Genomic DNA, 20,707 nt, shown 5'->3' on the forward strand with positions numbered 1-20,707 from the left:
GTCCGCAGGGGGGACTGATGACACTCATACAGGAGCCACTGGCCGCAGTAGGCACCAACGGGGCCGATGCCGTCCAGAACGGAGAGCATGCAACCGCCGACACTGGGATGCGAGTGCGCAAGCGCAACGGCGAGTTGGAACCGGTAGACGTCAACAAGATCGTCAACGCAGTTGCCCGCTGTGGCGAGGGGCTGGTGGGAGTCGACCCAATGCGGGTGGCCACCCGGACCATCTCCGCCCTGGCCGACGGGGCCACCACCCGAGAGCTCGACGAGCTGTCCATCCGCACCGCGGCCGGGCTCATCGTCACCGAGCCCAACTACTCCAAGCTGGCCGCCCGGCTCCTGTCCACCTGCATCGACAAAGAAGTCCGCAACCAGAACATCCCCTGGTTCACCGAGTCGATCAAAACCGGCCACAGCCTGGGCCTGATCAGCGATGAGACCGCTGACTTCGCCGAGAAATACGCCCCCGCGCTGAATGCCTCCATCAGCTCGCTGCGCGACCGAAACTTCGAGTTCTTCGGCCTGCGCACGGTGTACGACCGCTACTTGCTGCGCCACCCCGACACCCGCCAGGTGATCGAGACCCCCCAGTACTTCTTCTTGCGGGTGGCCTGCGGCCTGTCGGCCGACGCCGATGAGGCCATCGCCTTCTACGACTTGATGAGCTCGCTGGCCTACCTGCCCTCGAGCCCGACCCTGTTCAACTCCGGTACCGCCCATCCCCAGATGTCGTCGTGTTACCTGCTCGACTCCCCCACCGACAGCCTCGAGGGCATCTACCAGCGCTACACCGACATCGCCCGGCTCTCGAAATTCGCCGGCGGCATCGGCGTGGCCTGGCACCGCATCCGCTCCAAGGGATCGCTCATCAAGGGCACCAACGGCCTGTCCAACGGCATCGTGCCGTGGCTAAAGACCCTGGACAGCTCGGTGGCCGCCGTCAACCAGGGGGGCAAGCGCAAGGGCGCGGCCTGCGTCTACCTGGAGACCTGGCACGCCGACATCGAGGACTTCTTGGAACTCAAGGAGAACACCGGCGACCACAACCGCCGGGCCCACAATCTCAATCTGGCCAACTGGGTTCCCGACCTGTTCATGGAGCGGGTGGAACAGGACTGGCAGTGGTCGCTGTTCGACCCCAAGAAGGTCCCCCACTTCACCGACCTCTACGGGGATGAGTTCCGGGAGGCCTATGCAGAAGCCGAGGCTGCCGGGCTGTACGAGCGCCAGCTCCCCGCCCGCCAGCTCTACAGCCGCATGATGCGGTGCCTGGCCCAGACTGGCAACGGCTGGATGACCTTCAAAGACGCCTCCAACCTGCGGTGCAACCAAACCGGCCAAGAAGGCCGCACCGTACACCTGTCCAACCTGTGTACCGAGATCATCGAGGTCACCAGCGCCGATGAGACCGCAGTGTGCAACCTGGGCTCGGTCAACCTCGGGGCCTTCGTCGATACCGACAGCGGCAAGATGGACTTCGAGAGGCTGGGCGAGGTCGTCCGCAGTGTGGTGCCCTTCTTGGACCGGGTAATCGACATCAACTTCTACCCCACCGCCGAGGCGGCTAACTCCAACGCCAAGTGGCGCCCAGTGGGCCTGGGCCTAATGGGCCTCCAAGACGTGTTCTTCCATTTGGCCATGCCCTTCGACAGCGTCGAGGCCCGCCAACTGTCGGCCCGCATCTCCGAGGAGATCTACTTCAACGCCCTGTGGGCCTCCACTGAGCTGGCCGAAAAGCACGGACCCCATTCGGCGTTCCCCGAAACCCGGGCGGCCAGCGGCCAGCTCCAGTTCGATCTGTGGGGCAAGGAGTCCTCCGATCCGGCCCGGTGGCAAACGCTGCGGGACCGCATCGCCGAGCACGGCCTCCGCAACTCCCTGCTCATCGCCATCGCCCCCACCGCCACCATCGCCTCCATCGCCGGGTGCTACGAGTGCATTGAGCCCCAGGTATCCAATCTGTTCAAGCGGGAAACCCTCTCCGGCGAGTTCTTGCAGATCAACCGCTATCTGGTTCGCGATCTCCAAGAGCTGGGCCTGTGGGACGACCAGATGATCGCCGATGTGAAGCGATCCGAGGGCTCGGTGGCCGACATCGAGCGCATCCCCGACGGCCTCAAGGCGGTGTACCGCACCGCATGGGAGCTCCCGCAGCGCTCGCTCATCGACATGGCCGCCGACCGGGGGGCATTCATCGACCAGTCCCAGTCGTTGAATCTGTTCATGGAGTCCCCCACCATCGGCAAGCTCAGCTCCATGTACTCGCACGCTTGGAAGTCAGGGCTGAAAACCACCTACTACCTGAGATCCCGACCGGCCACCCGGATCAACCAGACCACCACCGGCGGTACCCCCACAGCCACCGCTTCTGCCCCGGTAACCGACGCTGAAGCGGTGGCCTGTTCCTTGGAAAACCCCGAGACCTGTGAGGCATGCGAATAATGGCTCTGGCAGAAACCCCGTTCATTGAAGAAGACCTGGGCCTCAACCCGTCACCAGAATCGACGCCTCCGGCACCCGCAGCCGCACCGTCCGTAGGGCGCATCCTCGATCCCGGCTTCAATCTGACGCTGCGCCCCATGCGCTATCCGCAGTTCTTCGACATGTACCGCGACGCCATCAAGAACACCTGGACAGTGGACGAGATCGACTTCTCCGATGACCTGGTGGATTTGGAGCGCACCTTGTTGCCGGCCGAGAAGCATCTGGTCAACCGACTGGTGGCCTTCTTCGCCACCGGGGACTCCATTGTGGCCAACAACCTGGTTCTGAACCTCTACCGCCACGTCAACGCCCCCGAGGCCCGGATGTATCTGTCCCGGCAGCTCTACGAAGAGGCCCTGCACGTCCAGTTCTATCTGACCTTGCTGGACAACTACATCCCCGACCTCGATGAGCGGGAGGCCGCGTTCGCCGCTATCGACAACATTCCCTCCATCCGCCAGAAGGCCGAGTTCTGCTTCCGGTGGATGAATTCAATGGACGACATCGACCAGTGCGACACCCCTCAGCAGCGTCGTCAGTTCCTGTTGAATCTGATCTGCTTCGCCACTTGCATTGAGGGGCTGTTCTTCTTCGCGGCGTTCGCCTACGTGTACTTCCTTCGGTCCAAAGGGCTGTTGAACGGGCTGGCCGCCGGTACCAACTGGGTGTTCCGCGATGAGAGCTGCCACATGAATTTCGCCCTCGAGGTGGTCAACACCGTTCGGGCCGAGGAACCAGAGCTGTTCGACTCCGAGCTCAGCGAGCAGGTCACCACCATGATCCGCGAAGCGGTGGACTGCGAGTACCAGTTCGCCGAGGATCTGCTGGGCCAGGGCGTGCCCGGCATGTCGGTGGCCGACACCCGCCGCTACCTGGAATTCGTAGCCGACCAGCGCCTGAGCCAGCTGGGGTTGCCCAAGCAATTCGGATCCAAGAACCCGTTCTCGTTCATGGAGCTCCAAGATGTGCAGGAGCTGACCAACTTCTTCGAGCGCACCGTGGCCTCCTACCAAGTGGGTGTCGAGGGCGACGTCGCCTTCGACGAGGACTTCTAAGTCCCCGGTCGCAACATCTCCAGCAGTGCCCGGGCTTGGTCGGGCTCCCACTCCGATTCCCGGAGCTGGTCCATGGATGTCTTCAAGCTGGCCACCCGGCGCAGCAGCTCCTCGTCGGCTGAGCCGGTGCGGGCCTGGCGCTCCAGGTAGGTCAACTCCCGCTGGGCCTTTTCATACAACAAGATGGCCATCACGACGTCCTGTCGATGGCGACTCATCCGCAGCTCCTCGTCCTCGTCCACCACCAGCTCCCGCATGAGCTCTGTCACCCTTGGGTCGGCCTCAACCAACAGAGTGTCCATATCGGGGTATTCCAGCAGAGCCTCGAACACCCCCCGATAGAGAGGATGGTGGAACAGCTCGGGGTCGATCTCCGGCCACACCCCATCGGGCTCGTTGGCCGCCAGCCACAGCACTTGGCGCTCCACGTTGTTGGGAGGAGGACTCCCATCGGCCCCATTGCCCTCGAATTCCGAGTAGTCGCCACGGTCGCCACTGGACTCATGCACTGTGTCAGCCGGGTGGGGGGCGTCTTCCGCCGCGGGGCGGGGTGCCCGGCGCGGGCCGCGGCGGCGAGCGTCGGCTGCCACTGTCCGCAGGTGGTCGGCGTTCACCGAGCAGCGGTCGGCTACCTCCACCAGGTACTTGTCCCTGATCTCCGGATTGGGGTGCTCGGCTACTAGGCGGGCGGCCCGCTCCCCTGCCCGGACCTGCCCCTTGACCGACGACAGGTCGGCCTCGCCCAATACCCGGTTGATGCGGAAGTCCATGAAGTCCACCGCGTCAGAGACCGCGGCCACTAGCCGCTCCGGATCGCTCTGGGCCAGGTCACCGGGGTCAGCCCCCGGAGGCAGGTCGGCCACCGCTACCTCCAGCTCAAAGGCGTGCTCCCACTGAGAGAATCGCTCGGCCGCGGTCTGGCCGGCGGAGTCGGCATCGAAGGCCAGCACGATGCGGGGGGCGAACCGGCGCAGCACCCGAACATGGTCCTCGGTGAGGGCGGTTCCGCATGTGGCCACCGCTCGGGCGATGCCGGCCTGAGCGAAACCGATTACGTCGGTGTAGCCCTCGCACACGATCACCTCGCCGGCGTTCACTATGTCCTGTTTGGCCCAATTGAGCCCATACAGCACCCGGGACTTGCGATATACCGCGTTATCCACCGAGTTCTTGTACTTGGGACCGTCCCCGCCAGGCAGCACCCGTCCGCCGAAGCCAACTGGCTTGCCGCTGGGATCGAAGATGGGAAACAGCAAGCGGGCCCGGAAGCTGTCCTGGATGCGCCCGCCTTTGTTGCGGAATCCCAGGCCGGAGTCAGAGAACACCTGCGCTGCCATTCCCTTGTCGGTGCCCACCCCGAGACCCGTCGCCAGCGCGTCCCAGTCGTCGGGGGCCCATCCCAGCTTGTACTGGCGCACCACATCGCCGTCGTAGCCCCGGTGGCGGAGGTAGCCCCGGGCCGGGCCGGCATCGGCCGCGGTCAACAGCCGCTTGTGATACCACTCCACCGCCTGCTCAAGGGCTTCGGTGAGCTTGCCCCGCTTTTGGCGATCGGCGCCTTCGCCGGGCGAGGTGTAGCGCAGCGTGATGCCCGACCGCCCAGCCAGGCGCTCCACCGCCTCGACGAAATCAGCGTGTTCCACCTCTCGAAGAAAGGTGATTGCGTCCCCGCTGACCTTGCACCCGAAGCAGTGGTACACCCCCATCTCGGCATTGACCGAGAAAGACGGGGTTTTCTCGGCATGGAAAGGGCACAGCCCCTGCCAGCGGCGCCCCACCCGCTTCAGCTGTACGTATTCGCCGATGACCGCGACGATGTCCGTCGCCTCTCTCACCCGGGCCACGTCTTCGTCGTGGATGCCCACAGCGTGAGACTACGCGGAGCCAGCGACAGGTTGGGAGGCCACCGCCTGGGCAGCCGCCAGACGGGCCACGGGAACGCGGTGCGGGGAGCAGGACACGTAGTCCACCGCCGAGGCAGCCCAGAACGCGATCGACGCCGGGTCGCCGCCGTGCTCTCCGCACACCCCGATCTCGATTCCAGGGCGAGCGGCGCGGGCCGCGGCCGCCGCGTCGGCTACCAACCGGCCCACTCCGCCGGTGTCCAGGGTCTCAAAGGGATTGGCCGCCAGCAGGCCGTGGTCGATGTAGGGGCGCATGATCCTGGCCTCGATGTCGTCGCGGCAAAACCCGAAGGTCATCTGGGTCAAATCGTTGGTGCCCACTGACAAGAAGTCGGCGCAGTCCGCGATCTCGGCCGCAGCCAGCGCCGACCGCGGGGTCTCGATCATGGCACCCACCGGGATGGCCCGCCCGGCCAGGCGGCTCTCGAATCCGGCGAGCTCGTCGGCCACCGCGGCCCGCACGTGGGCCAGTTCGGGGCCGCCCACCACCAACGGCACCATAACCTGCACCCGCGGATTGCCCCCGTCGGCCACCCGACGGGCAGCCGCCTCGGCCACTGCTTTGGCCTGAGCCCGGTACAGCTCGGGGCGCAGCACCCCCAGCCGGGCGCCCCGCACGCCGAGCATGGGGTTTTCCTCAACCAACTCGGGATGGTCGGGCAGGAACTCGTGCAGGGGAGGATCGAGCAGCCTCACAATCACCGGCAGCCCGTCCATCGCCTCCAATAAATCGACCAGGTCGCCCACCTGGGCCTCAGCCAGCGCGTCCAGGGCGGCCCGGTCGCCGTGGGTGATGGCTCGCTGGATGATCGGGAGCCGCTCCCCCAGAAACATGTGCTCAGTGCGGCACAAACCCACGCCGTCCGCTCCGAACTCCCGGGCCAGCCGGGCCGAGAAGGCGTCGTCGGCATTGGCCCGCACCCCCAGGCACCCGGCGCGCAATTCGTCAGCCCACTCCAGCAGCCGGAACAGCTCGTCGGGGACCTCCACGTCGCCCACCTCGGTGGCACCCAGCATTATGGTGCCCGCCGAGCCGTCCACGGTGATGGGATCGCCATTGTGCAGCTCCATTTCACCCAGCCGGGCCGCCCCCGCCGCCACGTCCACCGAAAGGATCTCCACTCCCACCACCGCGGGGATGCCCCAGCCTCGGGCGATCACCGCCGCGTGGCTGGCCATGCCCCCCTTGGCGGTGATGATGGCCGCGGCGACCGACATAGCCGCTTCATCGGCCGGCGTGGTGAACGTGCGCACGAAAACGGCGGGAACGCCTTCGTCGTCGGCGTCGAGCACCGCGTCCACCGATAGGCATACCCGTCCTGATGCCGCTCCCGGCGAGGCGGCCACCCCGTGGGCGACCACCGGCCCCGATGGGCCGTCGGCCATCTTGGCGTGGAGCAGATCCTCGATGTCGATGGGGGAAACCCCCATCACCGCCTCGGCCTGTTCCATTTCACCGCGCCCGACGGCGTTCACCGCAGCGACAACCGGGCTGGTCACTGTGTCTATCTCACAGTCCGAGCTTGGCGTCCAGGTGCTCGATCAAGGTGTCGATGGGCACCCGGTCTTGGTCCATGGTGTCCCGGTCCCGCACCGTGACGGCCCGGTCTTCGAGGGTGTCGAAGTCCACGGTCACGCAGAAGGGGGTACCGATTTCGTCTTGGCGCCGGTAGCGGCGGCCGATCGACTGGGTGACGTCGTAGTCGGTCATCCACCGGGGCTGGAGCAAGCCCAGCACCTCCTCGGACACCGACTGGAGCTCCGGCTTCTTTGACAGGGGAAGCACCGCCGCCTTGTACGGGGCCAACCGGGGGTGCAGCCGCAGCACGGTACGGGACTCTCCCCGCACCTCCTCGGTGTCGAAGGCGGCCAGCAGGAACGCCATCATTGTGCGGGTGGCCCCGGCGGCCGGTTCGATCACATGGGGCCGGTAGCGCTCGTCAGCCTGCTGGTCGTAGTAGTCCAAGTCGACGCCAGAGTGCTGGGAATGCTGGGTGAGGTCGTAGTCGGTGCGGTTGGCGATGCCCTCCAACTCGCCCCACCCCCAGGGGAACAGGTACTCCACATCGGCGGTCCCCGTCGAGTAGTGGCTGAGCTCGTCGGCATCATGGGGCCGGAGCCGCAGCTTGTCGGCGGGAATGCCCAACTCGGTGTACCAGTCCATCCGAGCACCGCACCAGTACTCGAACCACATGGCGGCCTCGTCGGGGGGCACGAAGAACTCCATCTCCATCTGCTCGAACTCCCGGGTGCGGAAGATGAAGTTGCCCGGGGTGATCTCATTGCGGAACGACTTGCCGATCTGGGCGATGCCGAACGGCGGCTTGTTGCGCACGGTGTTCAGCACGTTGGCGAAGTTGATGAACATGCCCTGGGCGGTCTCGGGCCGCAGGTAAACGTCAGCCCCGGCCCCAGCCACCGGACCGGCCTGGGTGCGGAACATCAGATTGAACTCCCGGGCCTCGGTGAACTGGCCCCGCTCCCCGCAGCTAGGACAGGCCTCGGGGTCTTCCAGCTGGTCCTCTCGGTGGCGGGTGCCACAGCCGCGGCAATCCACCAGAGGATCGGTGAAGTTGGTCAAGTGTCCCGACGCCTCCCACACCTCGGGAGGCGACAGGATTGAGGCGTCCAGGCCCACCACATCGGTGCGGAGCTGCACCATGGTCCGCCACCAGGCGTCCTTCACGTTGCGAAGCAGCAGCACGCCTAATGGGCCATAGTCGTAGGCGCTGCGGAACCCGCCGTAAATCTCGGCCGACTGGTACACGAACCCCCGCCGCTTGCAGAGGTTCACCACCTTGTCCATCAGATCGTCGCCCGCGCCCCGTTCGGCGTCGCCACCGCTCATGGCCCGCAGGCTACCGGCCCCCGGCAACCGGCCTGACACCGAAAACGGCGTCTTCCATAGGATCAATTGATTTCCGACGACGCGGACTTCGACCTCGTGTCGATCACCAAGACAATCGAAGGGTTCCCCGTGGAACTCGACAATGGTGCTCACCGATCCCGATCTGCTCGATACGGCCTTAGCAGGTTGTTGCAATTACCTTTGCGCCCAGACGTGACCGAAGTACCACTCAAGAAATTCGTCGGAGGCACCTCGCAATGAAAGCGACAGAAACCAAGCTCCTCAGCTTCCTCAGGCAATCGCCACAATTCGTGATCCCCGTCTACCAACGCACCTACAGCTGGACGGAGCGCGAGTGTCGACAGCTCTGGCAAGGCACCTCGGCGATGAGGAACCAATAGACGGATTCTCCGCCCGCAAGGTCCGCAACTACTACCTGTTGAACCGGGAGGAGGAGGAGGACGAGCGAGAACGACTTCTACAAGGCAGTGCGGCTGGTCGAAGCGTATGTGTTCCGCCGTGCGGTTTGCTCGATACCGACGAACTCACTCAACACAACATTTGCAACATTCGGGCGTCACCTCAAGAAGGATCGCTACTTAGAGAGCGTCAAGGCCCATTTCCTCTTGATGCCGTCATATCAGCGGTTTCCAGGAAATGATGAGTTCAAGCACGACTTGCAAAACCGAGATGTCTACAACTTCCGAAATCACATCTACTCACTTCGCCGCTTAGAAAACCATGAGCGCAAGGAACGGGTCTCCGTCGGCGAGTACACCGTCGAGCACATCATGCCACAGAACAAGAACCTTTCGGCACAGTGGCAAACCGACCTCGGTCCCGACTGGCAACATATCCACGAGAAGTACCTGCACACCCTCGGCAACCTCACCCTCACCGGCTATAACTCGGAGTACAGCGACCGACCCTTCGCCCAAAAGCGCGACGTGAAGGGCGGGTTCAAGATGAGCCCCCTGAAGCTCAACGAAGGTATCGGAGAGCGGGAACGCTGGGATGAACGGGCAATCAATGACCGTGCAAAAGCCCTAGCCAACCTAGCTTCTAGGGTCTGGGAGGCCGTGTACCTGCCGGAAGAACGGCTTGCAGGGTACCGAGCGCTGCCGGATCAGGTGCCGGTCACCTCCTACACGATCGAGGACCATCCGAACCTCAGCTCGGGCAGTAAATGCCGACCGCTATTCGATGCATTCCGCAAAGAAGTTCTCGCATTGAACCCCGTGGTCACCGAGGAGTTCCTAAAGCTCTACGTGGCCTACAAGGCGGAGACTAACTTCGCCGATGTTGTCCCCCAAGTTTCCCGACTCCGGCTCTCGCTCAATATGAGCTTCCAAGAGCTTCACGACCCGAGAGGCCTGGCTAAAGACGTCACCAATTTCGGAAGGTGGGGGAACGGCGACGTAGAGGTGGGGCTCAGCAACTTCGAAGATCTGCAGTACATGATGTATCTCGTCCGCCAAGCCTTCGAAAGACAGATGGGAAACGGTGAAAGCGAAGCATGATCGTCTTCCCCAACCGTATGAATTCTGTGTTAGGTGCGAGGATCAGGCCGTGGCTGCCTCTGGAGCGATGACTACCTCTGGGTCAACGCCTATCAATTCTCCGGCTTCCTGGATCATGGCCTCAAGCTCGCTGAGGGTGGCAGCGTTGGCGTAGTAGGCGGATTCGCCAATGTCACCCTCGGCCAGCCAGTCTCCGCTGCCGTCGTCGTCTCTAGTGATTACGACCTTGGCCATTTCCTGTCCTCCCACGAGAAAGTCCGAGTAATGCCTTGATCTCTTGGTCAGTCAACCCAACCCTATCAACCAGCATTGTCCGCAAGTGCTTGGGTTTCATCGTCCTACCCTTGTGCATCGAGACGAGGATCGTTTGTCTGCCCTCGGCTCTCAAAAGGACATGTGAGCCTCTCTGGCGGACCTTCTGGTATCCGATTTTGCGAAGCAGCCGAAGCACTTGGTCGGGCTTGAGAGCCGGAAACCATGAGACCGGAATTGACACGGGCAGTACAATAGTAAGTTTCCATTATTTTCAATTACTATTGTTTTCTTCTCAGCTGTAGGCTCCGGCGGCGCGGAGGCGGCGTTCGAGGTGGTGTTCCATGGCGGCGGTGGCCAGGTGGTCGACCTCACCGGTGGCCGGCGATGGGGGCAGTGCCAAGGCAGCGCTGAGACTGCCGCCCAGCACCATGCGCAACAACTCCAGCGCGTCGGGCGACAGCGCCGATCCTCGGCGGCAACCCCGGCACAGCACTCCGCCGCTGCCGTAGTCGAAGGCCGCCAAGTCGTCGGTTGCCCCGCATGATGCGCATGCCCCCACCTCGGGACCGACTCCATCGTGAACCAAGAGCTTGAGGTAGAAAGCCGGAACCACCAGCGGCGAGTCGCCTGCGTCCAACGCCCGCAGCCCGCCCAGCAGCATCCGGTACAGCGCGCCGTCGGACTCCCGGTCGACGCCCACCCGGTCGACCGCCTCCAGCATGGCCATGGCCTTGCCGAGGCGACCCAGATCCTCCCGCACGGCGCGAAACTGATCCACCGTCTCGGTCTGGGTCACCACATCAAGCTCGCTTCGACCCCGGTGTAACTGCACCTGCACATGGCTGGTGGGCTCAAGGCGCCCCCCGAACCGGCTGCGGGTCTTGCGAACGCCCTTGGCCACCGCCCGCACTTTGCCGTGCCCTCTGGTGCAGAACACCACGATGCGGTCGGCCTCACCCAACTTGTAGGTGCGCAGCACGATCCCCTGGTCCCGATACAGGCTCACTGCACCTAGTCTCCCACTCCACCTTCCGGGCGGAGGCTCATGGTGCCCCCGTTATCTGACTCGGCCGAAGCGACGATGGCGGTGCTGGTACTCGGCGATGGCGGCGAACAGGTCGTGGCGGGTGAAGTCGGGCCACAACACGTCGCTGAACACCAACTCGGAGTAGGCCATCTCCCACAGCAGGAAATTAGAGATGCGGTATTCCCCCGAGGTGCGGATGATGAGGTCGGGCTCGGGCATCTCCTGGTCGTAGAGGTGCCGGGCGATGGTCCGCTCGTTGATCATGCGAGACGGAATCCGCTGAGCGGCGATGCGCTTCACCGCGTCCACGATCTCGGCCCGGCCGCCGTAGTTGAAGGCCACCGCCAGCGTCATCCTCGTGTTGCGCTCGGTGAGCTCGACGGCTTCGTCCATCTCTTTGATCAGGCCCTTTGGCACCCGCCAGTCGCGCCGGCCGATGAAGCGGATGCGCACCCCCATCTCGTTCAGCTCATCACAGCGCCGCCGCAAGATCGTGCGGTTGAAATTCAGCAGAAAGCGCACCTCGTCATCGGGCCGGTTCCAGTTCTCGGTGGAGAAGGCGTAAACCGTGAGCCACTCGATCCCCAGCTCCAGCGCACCTTCGATCACATCGAACAGGGCGTGCTCGCCTTGCTCGTGGCCCTCGGTGCGGGCCATGCCCCGCTGCTCGGCCCAGCGCCCGTTGCCGTCCATCACACATCCGACATGGCGGGGGATTCGATTCAGATCCAGGCAATGACCCGACAAGTCCACACCCGCACGGTACTCCCCCGCTAGTCCAAATTGTGTGCGGGAGAGGGCCTTCGATTCGGTTTCTCCCCAATTCTTCCATCGGCCACTAACGTCGAGGCGATGCCGGAAATCGCCACCGTCAACGAGGCCCTGGAAGCGGCTGTCTCGTCGCTGGACGGAGGGGGCGAGCGGCGGCCCGGACAGCGGGACATGTGCCATGCAGTGGCCGAAGCCATGGGATCAGAGCGACATTTGGTGGTGGCCGCCGGCACGGGAACCGGCAAGTCGCTGGCCTACCTGGTGCCTCTAGTCTTGGGTCAGGGCCCCTCGGTGGTGGCCACCGCCACCAAGACCCTCCAAGACCAGTTGGTCGACAAGGACCTCCCCCAGCTCGCCGAGGCTTTAGGGCGGCCGCTGCGATTTGCCGTGCTCAAGGGCCGGTCCAACTATCTGTGCCTCCAGCGATTGGATGAGCACCTCCAAGATGACCAGTTGAGCCTGGAAATTGCCGACGGTCCCAAGGCGGAGATCAACCGGCTGGCGGTATGGGCCGGGCGAACCGACACCGGCGACCGAGCCGAGTTGGACTTCGAGCCCTCCCCCGCGGCTTGGGATGCGCTCAGTGTGTCGGGCCGCGAGTGCCCGGGGGCGCAACGCTGCCCGTCGGGTCCGGTGTGCTTCGCAGAGAAGGCCCGCCACCAGGCTGATGCCGCCGACATAGTGGTGGTGAACACCCACCTCTACTGCCTGCACCTATTCAGCGACACCTCGCTGTTACCTGAGCACGGCACCGTGGTCATCGACGAGGCCCACGGGCTGGAGGACATCGTGTCCGACACCGCGGGACTCTCCTTGACTGGGGGACGGTTCGACGAGCTGGCCCGCAGCATCCGGGCCGTGGTGGCCGAATCGACCGCCGCCAGCGACCTCGAGGACGCCGGCGTGCTCTTGCGGGAGACCCTGTCCCCGTTCAGGGACAAGCCGCTGCCCTCCCCGCTGCCCAACGAGCTCCAGCGTGTTGCCATCGTGGCCCGGGGCCGGGTGGAACAGGCCCTCGTCGAACTGCGAGGGGTGCCCGACAATGCTCCCGGTGATGTCGCCCCCCGCAAGCTGCGGGCCATGCTGGCTGCTGGCGCCCTGGCTGAGGACTTGGCCCGAGCGGTGGAGGCCACACCCGCTGAGGTGGCCTGGGTGTCGGGAACCGAGTCAGCACCCGCGTGGCGCATCGCCCCCATCCAGCTCGGCGAGCTGTTGACCGAGCATCTTTGGGACCACACCACCGCAGTTCTGACCAGCGCCACCATTCCCATGAATCTGGGAGAGGTGCTGGGGCTGCACCCCGACGAGCACGAAGCCATCGACGTGGGCAGCCCGTTCGACTATGAGGCCAACGCCCTTCTCTATTGCGCCAAGCACCTGCCCGATCCCCGCAACCCCGGCTACGAGCCAGCCCTGCATGAAGAGCTGGCCGCGCTGATCGAGGCCGCCGGAGGCCGGACACTGGCCCTGTTCACCAGCTACCGGGCCATGGACCGGGCCGCCGAGGTGCTGCGCGAGCTGCTCGACTTCGAGATCTACACCCAGCGCGACCTGCCCAAGCCCGAGCTGTTGCGGCGCTTTTCCACCGAGGTGGAGAGCTGTCTGTTCGCCACCATGAGCTTCTGGCAGGGGGTCGACGTGCCCGGCGAGTCGCTATCGCTGGTGACGATCGACCGGCTGCCGTTCCCCCGGCCCGACGATCCCCTATTGAAGGCCCGCCGGGAGCGCTACGGCAGCGATGCCTTCCGCTTGGTGGACCTGCCTCGGGCTGCCACCCGGTTGGCCCAGGGCGCGGGGAGGCTCATCCGCCGGGGCGACGACCGGGGCGTGGTGGCGGTGCTGGATTCCCGAATGGCCACTGCCGGGTACCGCTGGGAACTGGTGCGCGCCCTGCCCCAGTTCCCCCGCACCGCCGAGCGGGACCGGGCCGTGACTCTGCTGCGGTCTATCCGCGACGGGGTCTGACCCACAAATCGGAGCCTAGAGATCGGGGCTGGCCATGGAGCCCGGTCCGTAGCCAAAGCGGTCGAGCATCTCGGGGCGGCGCTGCCAGTTCTTTTCCACGCCCACGTGCAATTCGAGGAACACACCCTTGGGAAGCTGGGCTCGGGCTGCGGTGCCCACTTGCTTGAGCACCGAGCCCTTCTTGCCAATCACCATGGGCTTCTGCGACTCCCGCTCCACCAGGATCTCCACTTTGATGCGGGGCCACTCCCACTCGGTCACCGCCACGGTGATGGAGTGGGGCAGTTCCTCTCGGGTCACCGCCAGAAGCTGCTCTCGAACTAGCTCGGCCACCCAGCGGGCCTCAGGCATGTCGCGCACCATTTCAAGCGGGTACAGCGGAGGGCCGGGAGGCATCAGCTCGCACAGCCGATCCACCAAAGCGTCCACCCCCTTGCCGGTGCGGGCCGAGGTGGGGAAGTACTCGGCAAACCCCAACTCGCCAGCCGCGGCCAGCTGGGCCACTACCTTCGATCGGGGGGCGGCGTCGGTCTTGGTCACCACCACGATGGAGGCGGGGCTGAGCCGCTCGGCGATGAAACGGTCGCCCCGGCCCAGCGGACGGGTGGCGTCGATGCACAAGCACACCACGTCCACATCGTCGGCGGCGTCGGCCGCGGTGGCGTTGAGCCGCTCTCCCAGTGCCGTGCGGGGCTTGTGGATGCCAGGGGTGTCGACGAACACCACCTGCACTTGGTCGCGGTGCAGCACACCGCGCACAGCGTGGCGAGTGGTCTGGGCCTTGTCGGACACAATGGCCACTTTGGTGCCCACGATGGCGTTTAGCAGGGTGGATTTGCCCGAATTGGGCCGGCCCAGCAGGGTCACGAATCCCGACCGGAAGCCCTCCCAGGGGTTGTGACCCTCGGAGCCGCCGACCGCCCCATCTGTCGACGTGTCTCCCTGCTCGGCCACGCCGACCAGGCTACCTCTCAATTGCCAGCGTCCTGCCCCTGCCGCCCGGGTACCGTGAGCAAATGGCCGGGACCAAGCCGGGACCCAATAGCGAGCAGGAGCGCACCAAAGTGGTGGCCACCAATCGCCGCGCCCGGCGGGATTTCGAGATCCTCGACGAGTACGAGGCCGGCCTGGTGCTGGAGGGCTCCGAGGTCAAGTCGCTGCGGGAGTCCAAAGTGACGCTGGCCGAGTCGTACGCCCGCATGGCCGACGGTGAGTTGTGGCTCCAATCCCTGCACATCGCCCCCTACTCCCATGCCAGCGGAGCCGCGGGCCACGACCCCGACCGACCCAAGAAGCTGCTGTTGCACCGGGGCGAGCTCAACCGCATCAAGGCCCGCCTCGAACAGGACCGCCTCACCGTGGTGCCCCTATCGCTCTACTTCAAGCAGGGCCGGGCCAAGGTGCTGATCGGCATAGCCCGAGGCCGCCGCCGAGCCGACAAGCGCCAAGCCATCGCCGAACAAGACGCCCACCGAGAAGCCCGCCACGAGATGGGCCGAGCGGCCAAATCCAGGGGATTGCTATCAGAGTGAGCCGGTATCATGGCAGGGCACCTTGACAAGAAGTGCACACGGGGCTGATCGGTTTCGACGCTGGGACCGAGGGCTGCGCTGTGCGACCCGAGTTGCTCAGACTCGCAAAACGGGGCAACCAACTAAACGGCAATGACCGTGAACTTCTCGCAGCCTGATCATTCTGGCCAAGAGAAGAACCGCGACCGGTAACGGCACGCGGGGCCAGTCCACCGCAGCCCGGCAACAGAAGCGGTGGAGACAGTAGGGACAGACCACTGACGGCGGGAAAGACCGCTGGCTCCGGGGAACAGACCCGGTGGCGGGCCCCCTAACGGGGGCCACCCGACCCGGCGACGCGGCTGCCATCGACGCCACACACCGGGAATGGTCGTATCGCAGACAGATCTCGCCCAGCGGACGGGGGTTCGATTCCCCCCAGCTCCACTTCCCCAAGTCTCTCTAGATTGCTATAATCGTTCAAAATACCTGGTCAACAGCAGGACCATTAGAATCCATATGGTTGAACATTCCTGCATTTTTCTGTATTTTCCCACATATAATGTGGGAAAATTTGTGGGAATAGAACGATGCCGAAACTCACCGCCGCCCAAGTCAAAACCGTCTCAGAACCAGGGAGATACGGCGATGGCGACGGGCTCTACCTTACCGTTTCACCCCGCGGCTCGAAGTCGTGGGTGCAGCGGATCATGATCGATGGCCGTCGCCGAGATATCGGCTTGGGCGGTTTCCCGACGGTCAGCCTCGCCCAGGCACGTCTCCGCGCCACTGACAACCGCCAGGCAGTTGCTGAGGGGCATGATCCACTGTTGGAGAAGCGCCGAGCTGCTATGCCGACGTTTCGTGAGGCCGTAAGGACAGTTCACGAAGCCAACAAGCCGCGTTGGCGCAATGCCCGTCACACCGCATCATGGCTTCAATCACTGGAAACGTATGCCATGCCGATTCTCGGCGGAATTCCCCTAGACCGCATCCAGCAATCCGACATCCTTGGCGTCTTGACTCCGATCTGGTCAACTCGACCCGAGACGGCCCGCCGTGTCCGTCAGCGGATTCGCACCGTGCTGCGCTGGGGCATGGCCCATGGATATATCGACCGAAACGTCGCCGGCGAGGTCATCGACGGCGCATTGCCCCCCATGCCCAAGGTCAAGAATCACCTGCGGGCGCTCCCCTATCAAGAAGTCCCCAAGGCGCTGGCCATCGTCGAGTCATCTCAAGCCTCATTGGCCGTGAGGTACTGCCTCCGATTCTTGATCCTGACAGCGGCGAGAAGCGGCGAAGCCCGAGGCGCAACTTGGGCCGAGATTGACCTCGATGAGAAAGAGTGGCGTTTACCCGGATCACGCATGAAGAACGGCGCGGAGCACCGCGTCCCTCTATCCGACGCAGCATTGAAGGTCCTCGTTCGAGCTAAACGGCTCAACGATGGCTTCGGACTGGTTTTCCCATCTCCGCTCAAACCTGGCAATCCGCTCTCGGACATGACGCTGACGAAGGTCCTTCGCGACACCGGTCTAGCGGAACGGGCTACTGTTCACGGCTTCCGCTCAAGCTTCAGGACTTGGGCTCTAGAGCAAACAGACACGCCCTGGGCGGTCGCAGAAGCCTCCTTGGCCCACACCCTGGGAAACGACGTTGAGCAGGCATACGTCAGAAGCAGCCTTCTAGACCGGCGTCGAAACCTGATGGCGCAGTGGGCCGATTTCGTGGAGCAACCCAACGACTGAGGCGAACGCTGCACCCCTCGGGTAACTGGACCCCTGCATCCGCGGCTACAACCTCCGCAAAGTGGGAGATCTAGAGGAAGGGCCCGCGGAGTTGGCTCTGTCGCGACTCAACAGAGCCTTTGCCTGGAACGAGCAAGAGAACGTCGAGGAACGATCGAGCAATCCTGACAATTCGACTTCAAAAAGTTCAAAAGGACTCGTGCCACTTTCCCGATTTATCTGGGCACGATACAGGTATGACCAGCAGTTTTAGAGAACCAGCCGCGATCCTATTGACCCGTAGACAGGTCGAATCGCGTTGTCGACCTTCCACCAGCTCGATCTACAGGTACATGCGCGATGGGCTGTTCCCTGAGCCGATCCGGGTCGGCAGGCGCGCTGTGCGTTGGTATGCGTCGGAGATTGACGAATGGCTCGCCACCAGGCCCCGCGCCACCGGTGACCTGGCAAGCTCCTGAGCATTTCTTCGACCCTCCGCCTTCCCTCAAGGGGTTTTGGTATGGGCGATGCGGCAATGAGCGCCGCCTGCACGCGCCCAGGCAGCTCAAGGAGAAAAAGGCCCTGTGCGTCACCGATGCTCGGCCGCCGCGCTCATAGGCGCCATTCCAAAATGTCTTGCTAGCGGAAAATGGCCGCAGATTTCAAATGGGCCGGTCGCCGGTTGCACGTGGGCGTGTGGCGAGCCACGCGTTGATCTCCAATTGAGGCCAACGCACGGCGCGGCGGCCGATGCGGATGGGCTCAGGGAACAACCCTTCGCGCATGAGGCGGTAGATCGAGCTTGTTGACAGCCCGCAGCGGGCCTCGACCTGTCGGCGAGTCAATAGGATGTTGTGCTGTTCTCGAATGTCGGTATTCATGCCCACCAGAGTGCGATACCGCACCGGTCGCAAGCGGTCGCAAGCCCATCTGAGCCCGGTCGCAAGCTCCCCGCCGCCGGAAATAGTCGCTGCCTTTAGCGACAGCGCAAGTTGTGGCCTTGGCCTCTACTTGCTGTCAATCCTGTGGACTCAGTTTCGACAAGCAGGCTGGGGCAACTCCCAGTCCTGAGTCTCCAACGTGCCGAGATTCAACAAGGCAACTGCCCGTTCGGTGCCGTCGCAGTCGAGACCCTTCACAGTCAGTGCGTCGCGCTGGATGTCATAGGCGTGGTGCCAGTGGCCGTGCACTACTAGCTTGGGGCGGATCGCCTCGGCCACTTCAGCCAGCATCCGCTTTACCTGAAACGATGCCCGCTCGTCGGCCTCTGGAATCCGCCACCCCTGGAGCCGGTAGCCGATCGCGGGATGGTCATGGCACAACAGCACATCGGCGGGCCCGGCGTTGATCGCCCGCTCCGCGTCAGCCAGCGATGGGACTTCCTCGACCGGAAACCAGTCGTAGCCCGGCGTCCGCGCTCCATGGTCGATGCTGAACGCACCGCCCAGCGCCCGAAACCGCACTCCGTGCCACTCCCACGCGCAACCCCGCGGCAAGTACCACAACCCAGGGTACATCTCCACCGGATCGCCGGGGCTGCGGTCGGGATTGCGCAAGTTGGCGTGGAACCGCAGATGCTCGTGATCCTCATGATTCCCATCCAAGAAGCAGACCGTGATCCCCGCGATGATTGCGGCGCGAGACACCTTCTTGGCGAACGCTGTCTGCGGCCACCACCCGAAGTCACCGAGTTGCACCACCATGTCCACGCCGTCGACTGCCAACTCCTCGATGACACGCCTCGTCCACACCGCATTCGCATGCGTATCACCCACAAGCGCGACGCGCTTGCCTACCGGACTAGGAAGAGCTCCAGAAGCCATCGCCGAACCTTTCGACCTCTCTCCCCTTTCTACTAGCCAGCGACCCAATTACTACTTTGGGTTTCTGAGAACACGGCTTGGGAATCATCCGAATCACCGTCTTGCTCCCGCGCCCTTGAATGGATTGTCAAGGCCCTTGGAACCACCCTGGGATTTCGCGCAGGTTGTGGTGTGCCAGGTGAGGTCCGTTGGCACGGGAAAATCGCTGGCGCACTCACTGTCGGAGATGGGACTGTGATCCGATGAGCAGGTGGTACACCTCCGACCACCACTTCGGACACGAGAACATCATCAGATATTGCGGCCGTCCCTTCCCCGATGCTGACACCATGGACAAAGAGATGGTCGCCCGCTGGAACGACTTGGTCGCCGACAGCGACGAGGTATGGATCCTTGGCGACCTGGTGATGGGCGGCAAGACTCAGGGACTTGCCGGCCACGTCGCCCGCCTCAAAGGCCAAAAGATCCTTGTGCCCGGTAACCATGACCGGTGCTGGCAGGGCAACAAAGACCACCGCTGGGAACGAGCTGACTACTACCACATCGGCGGGATACACAGAGCGTCCGGCAGTCCGCTCAGAGACCGAGAAATTCATCGGATCGATGGACGGACTGCGCTGGCTGGCCCACCTCGACGAGGACGACATGGACGCCATGCTCAAAGACGTGGCCGAGGCACTGAGGGCGCGCACGGTCGCGCAGCGCCGCTCGCCTATTCGCTGTGGGATTGGAAGGCCACCGCCGAAGTCCAAGCCGACCCCGACCTGCACCGCCGGCTGGCCGAGCCCATCGCCTCAGTGTCGGGAGGGCCCGTTCCCATGCCGGCCGCCTGAGCGCCGATCCCCAAGCGCAAAGACCGGGTGGCCCCGCCCCCGGAGAAGGGCGGGTGGGACATCCGGTTCGCCGACAACCAGGCCGCCCGTTGGAGCTCTAGTGCAGGCTTGAAGTCATGGGGATGCTGGCAGCCATCCCCGTGGTGCTTGAAGGGCGATGCCTTCGGGTGTTATTACCGGATCGGGAAGACGGTTAGATCGAATCTTGCCTTTCCCAATCGTGAAGCTCTCGTTGGCGACTCGCTTCAGCTCGGCTGAGTGGCGTCTTGGAGGGAATGCCACGATGATTCGCTTGTCGGGGAAACGGGTGTGTATGGACTCGATTGCGGGTACAAGGTCGCTGTCGCCTGAAACCACCATCGCCACATCGAAGCGGTCATCGAAGGCATCGTCAAGTACGCGTACGGCTATGTTCACATCGGTCTTCTTCTCTTCATGTTTGACCCACTCATTCCCGCAGTCGGGGCACCTCATAGCCTTCGAGAGAAAATGGCCGAAGTCGACCTCTATCCCACCACGCGCCCGCAATGCCTCAATGAAGGTGGACTGGCGCTCGGCTTTTGGAGGATTGTTGCGAACCATGGTGGTGAAATAGCGGACGAGGACTAGACGCTGCTGAGGCTTGAGAAGCGATTTTGACAGCTCCCTCAAGTCGAGCCACCGGGAGCTTTGAAGCCGCGCATCGCAAATTCCATGGTAGAGGTTGTAGCCGTCTACGTATGCAATGGCCCGTTCAGCGCGCATGACTCGAACGACAATACTTGACCAGTCGTCTCGCTCAGCGAATAGGATGGAGCCAACCCCGCCGGGGTGAGCAGCCCCGGCCCGACGGCCCCGACTTCGGTCGGGGCTGTTTCTCATAGTGGAGATAGGGCACCGCAACCCGCCAGCAGCCGCCAGCCAACCATACGCTCCTGAGCGTCCCCCCTTTGGCCGGTCACCTCGATTAGGAGGTAACCATGTCATTGATGGAAAA

17 protein-coding genes, 1 other RNA gene and 1 pseudogene are annotated in these 20,707 nt (G+C 63.9%); 9 read left to right on the forward strand and 10 right to left on the reverse strand.

What is annotated here, in order from left to right; translation table 11 throughout:
• Nucleotides 1-107 precede the first annotated feature (107 nt).
• Nucleotides 108-2,447 (forward strand): ribonucleoside-diphosphate reductase subunit alpha, encoded by a 2,340-nt coding sequence (locus OXG30_03475; protein ID MCY4133961.1) that lies wholly within the window; start codon nucleotides 108-110, stop codon nucleotides 2,445-2,447.
• Nucleotides 2,448-2,584: 137 nt separating this feature from the next.
• Nucleotides 2,585-3,544 (forward strand): ribonucleotide-diphosphate reductase subunit beta, encoded by a 960-nt coding sequence (locus OXG30_03480; protein ID MCY4133962.1) that lies wholly within the window; start codon nucleotides 2,585-2,587, stop codon nucleotides 3,542-3,544.
• Here the strand turns inward: OXG30_03480 and dnaG are convergent.
• The 3 genes from dnaG to OXG30_03495 are packed head-to-tail and all read right to left on the reverse strand — an operon-like array spanning nucleotide 3,541 to nucleotide 8,296.
• Nucleotides 3,541-5,409, reverse strand: coding sequence for a DNA primase (dnaG, locus tag OXG30_03485; protein ID MCY4133963.1), 1,869 nt, complete (start codon nucleotides 5,407-5,409; stop codon nucleotides 3,541-3,543). The genes OXG30_03480 and dnaG overlap by 4 nt on opposite strands.
• Before the next feature lie 9 nt (nucleotides 5,410-5,418).
• Complete coding sequence (locus tag OXG30_03490) at nucleotides 5,419-6,948, reverse strand: PEP-utilizing enzyme (protein MCY4133964.1); 1,530 nt, start codon at nucleotides 6,946-6,948, stop codon at nucleotides 5,419-5,421.
• 10 nt (nucleotides 6,949-6,958) lie between these two features.
• Nucleotides 6,959-8,296 (reverse strand): glycine--tRNA ligase, encoded by a 1,338-nt coding sequence (locus OXG30_03495; GenBank protein MCY4133965.1) that lies wholly within the window; start codon nucleotides 8,294-8,296, stop codon nucleotides 6,959-6,961.
• A 488-nt stretch (nucleotides 8,297-8,784) separates the two neighbouring features.
• Here OXG30_03495 and OXG30_03500 point away from each other — a divergent pair.
• Nucleotides 8,785-9,816, forward strand: a pseudogene (locus OXG30_03500) (DUF1524 domain-containing protein).
• A gap of 42 nt (nucleotides 9,817-9,858) precedes the next feature.
• Here OXG30_03500 and OXG30_03505 read toward each other — a convergent pair.
• The 3 genes from OXG30_03505 to uppS all read right to left on the reverse strand — a co-directional run bounded on the left by OXG30_03505 (nucleotide 9,859) and on the right by uppS (nucleotide 11,851).
• On the reverse strand, nucleotides 9,859-10,050 hold the full coding sequence (locus OXG30_03505; GenBank protein ID MCY4133966.1) for a hypothetical protein: 192 nt from the start codon (nucleotides 10,048-10,050) through the stop codon (nucleotides 9,859-9,861).
• 313 nt (nucleotides 10,051-10,363) lie between these two features.
• Nucleotides 10,364-11,077 carry a DNA repair protein RecO gene (recO, locus tag OXG30_03510; protein MCY4133967.1) on the reverse strand — a complete coding sequence of 238 codons (714 nt, stop codon included), beginning with the start codon at nucleotides 11,075-11,077 and terminating at the stop codon, nucleotides 10,364-10,366.
• Between the two features lie 51 nt (nucleotides 11,078-11,128).
• On the reverse strand, nucleotides 11,129-11,851 hold the full coding sequence (uppS, locus tag OXG30_03515; GenBank protein MCY4133968.1) for a polyprenyl diphosphate synthase: 723 nt from the start codon (nucleotides 11,849-11,851) through the stop codon (nucleotides 11,129-11,131).
• A 99-nt stretch (nucleotides 11,852-11,950) separates the two neighbouring features.
• Here uppS and OXG30_03520 point away from each other — a divergent pair, with 99 nt between their 5' ends.
• Complete coding sequence (locus OXG30_03520) at nucleotides 11,951-13,834, forward strand: ATP-dependent DNA helicase (protein ID MCY4133969.1); 1,884 nt, start codon at nucleotides 11,951-11,953, stop codon at nucleotides 13,832-13,834.
• 15 nt (nucleotides 13,835-13,849) lie between these two features.
• Here OXG30_03520 and era read toward each other — a convergent pair whose 3' ends face one another.
• The gene (gene era, locus OXG30_03525; protein ID MCY4133970.1) at nucleotides 13,850-14,788 is read right to left on the reverse strand and encodes a GTPase Era; all 939 of its coding nucleotides are present in this window, start codon (nucleotides 14,786-14,788) and stop codon (nucleotides 13,850-13,852) included.
• 62 nt (nucleotides 14,789-14,850) lie between these two features.
• Between era and smpB the strand changes: the two genes are divergently transcribed.
• The 4 genes from smpB to OXG30_03545 all read left to right on the forward strand — a co-directional run bounded on the left by smpB (nucleotide 14,851) and on the right by OXG30_03545 (nucleotide 17,554).
• Nucleotides 14,851-15,366, forward strand: a complete 516-nt coding sequence (gene smpB, locus OXG30_03530) for an SsrA-binding protein SmpB (GenBank protein MCY4133971.1) — start codon at nucleotides 14,851-14,853, stop codon at nucleotides 15,364-15,366.
• 40 nt (nucleotides 15,367-15,406) lie between these two features.
• Nucleotides 15,407-15,795: a transfer-messenger RNA gene (gene ssrA / locus OXG30_03535) on the forward strand.
• A 140-nt stretch (nucleotides 15,796-15,935) separates the two neighbouring features.
• Complete coding sequence (locus OXG30_03540) at nucleotides 15,936-17,096, forward strand: integrase arm-type DNA-binding domain-containing protein (GenBank protein MCY4133972.1); 1,161 nt, start codon at nucleotides 15,936-15,938, stop codon at nucleotides 17,094-17,096.
• Between the two features lie 236 nt (nucleotides 17,097-17,332).
• The gene (locus tag OXG30_03545; GenBank protein ID MCY4133973.1) at nucleotides 17,333-17,554 is read left to right on the forward strand and encodes an AlpA family phage regulatory protein; all 222 of its coding nucleotides are present in this window, start codon (nucleotides 17,333-17,335) and stop codon (nucleotides 17,552-17,554) included.
• Between the two features lie 183 nt (nucleotides 17,555-17,737).
• Here OXG30_03545 and OXG30_03550 read toward each other — a convergent pair whose 3' ends face one another.
• Together OXG30_03550 and OXG30_03555 are read right to left on the reverse strand one after the other, a co-directional pair.
• On the reverse strand, nucleotides 17,738-17,956 hold the full coding sequence (locus OXG30_03550; protein ID MCY4133974.1) for an AlpA family phage regulatory protein: 219 nt from the start codon (nucleotides 17,954-17,956) through the stop codon (nucleotides 17,738-17,740).
• A 150-nt stretch (nucleotides 17,957-18,106) separates the two neighbouring features.
• A complete protein-coding gene (locus tag OXG30_03555; GenBank protein MCY4133975.1) occupies nucleotides 18,107-18,850 on the reverse strand; it encodes a metallophosphoesterase in 744 nt (247 codons plus the stop codon).
• A gap of 290 nt (nucleotides 18,851-19,140) precedes the next feature.
• On the opposite strand from OXG30_03555, the gene OXG30_03560 reads away from it, so the two are divergent.
• Nucleotides 19,141-19,731 carry a metallophosphoesterase gene (locus OXG30_03560; protein ID MCY4133976.1) on the forward strand — a complete coding sequence of 197 codons (591 nt, stop codon included), beginning with the start codon at nucleotides 19,141-19,143 and terminating at the stop codon, nucleotides 19,729-19,731.
• 114 nt (nucleotides 19,732-19,845) lie between these two features.
• Here the strand turns inward: OXG30_03560 and OXG30_03565 are convergent, their stop codons facing one another.
• Complete coding sequence (locus tag OXG30_03565; GenBank protein MCY4133977.1) at nucleotides 19,846-20,475, reverse strand: NYN domain-containing protein; 630 nt, start codon at nucleotides 20,473-20,475, stop codon at nucleotides 19,846-19,848.
• Nucleotides 20,476-20,707: the final 232 nt, after the last annotated feature.

The sequence above is a fragment of the bacterium genome, assembly GCA_026708015.1.
Classification (GTDB): domain Bacteria; phylum Actinomycetota; class Acidimicrobiia; order Acidimicrobiales; family Bin134; genus Poriferisocius.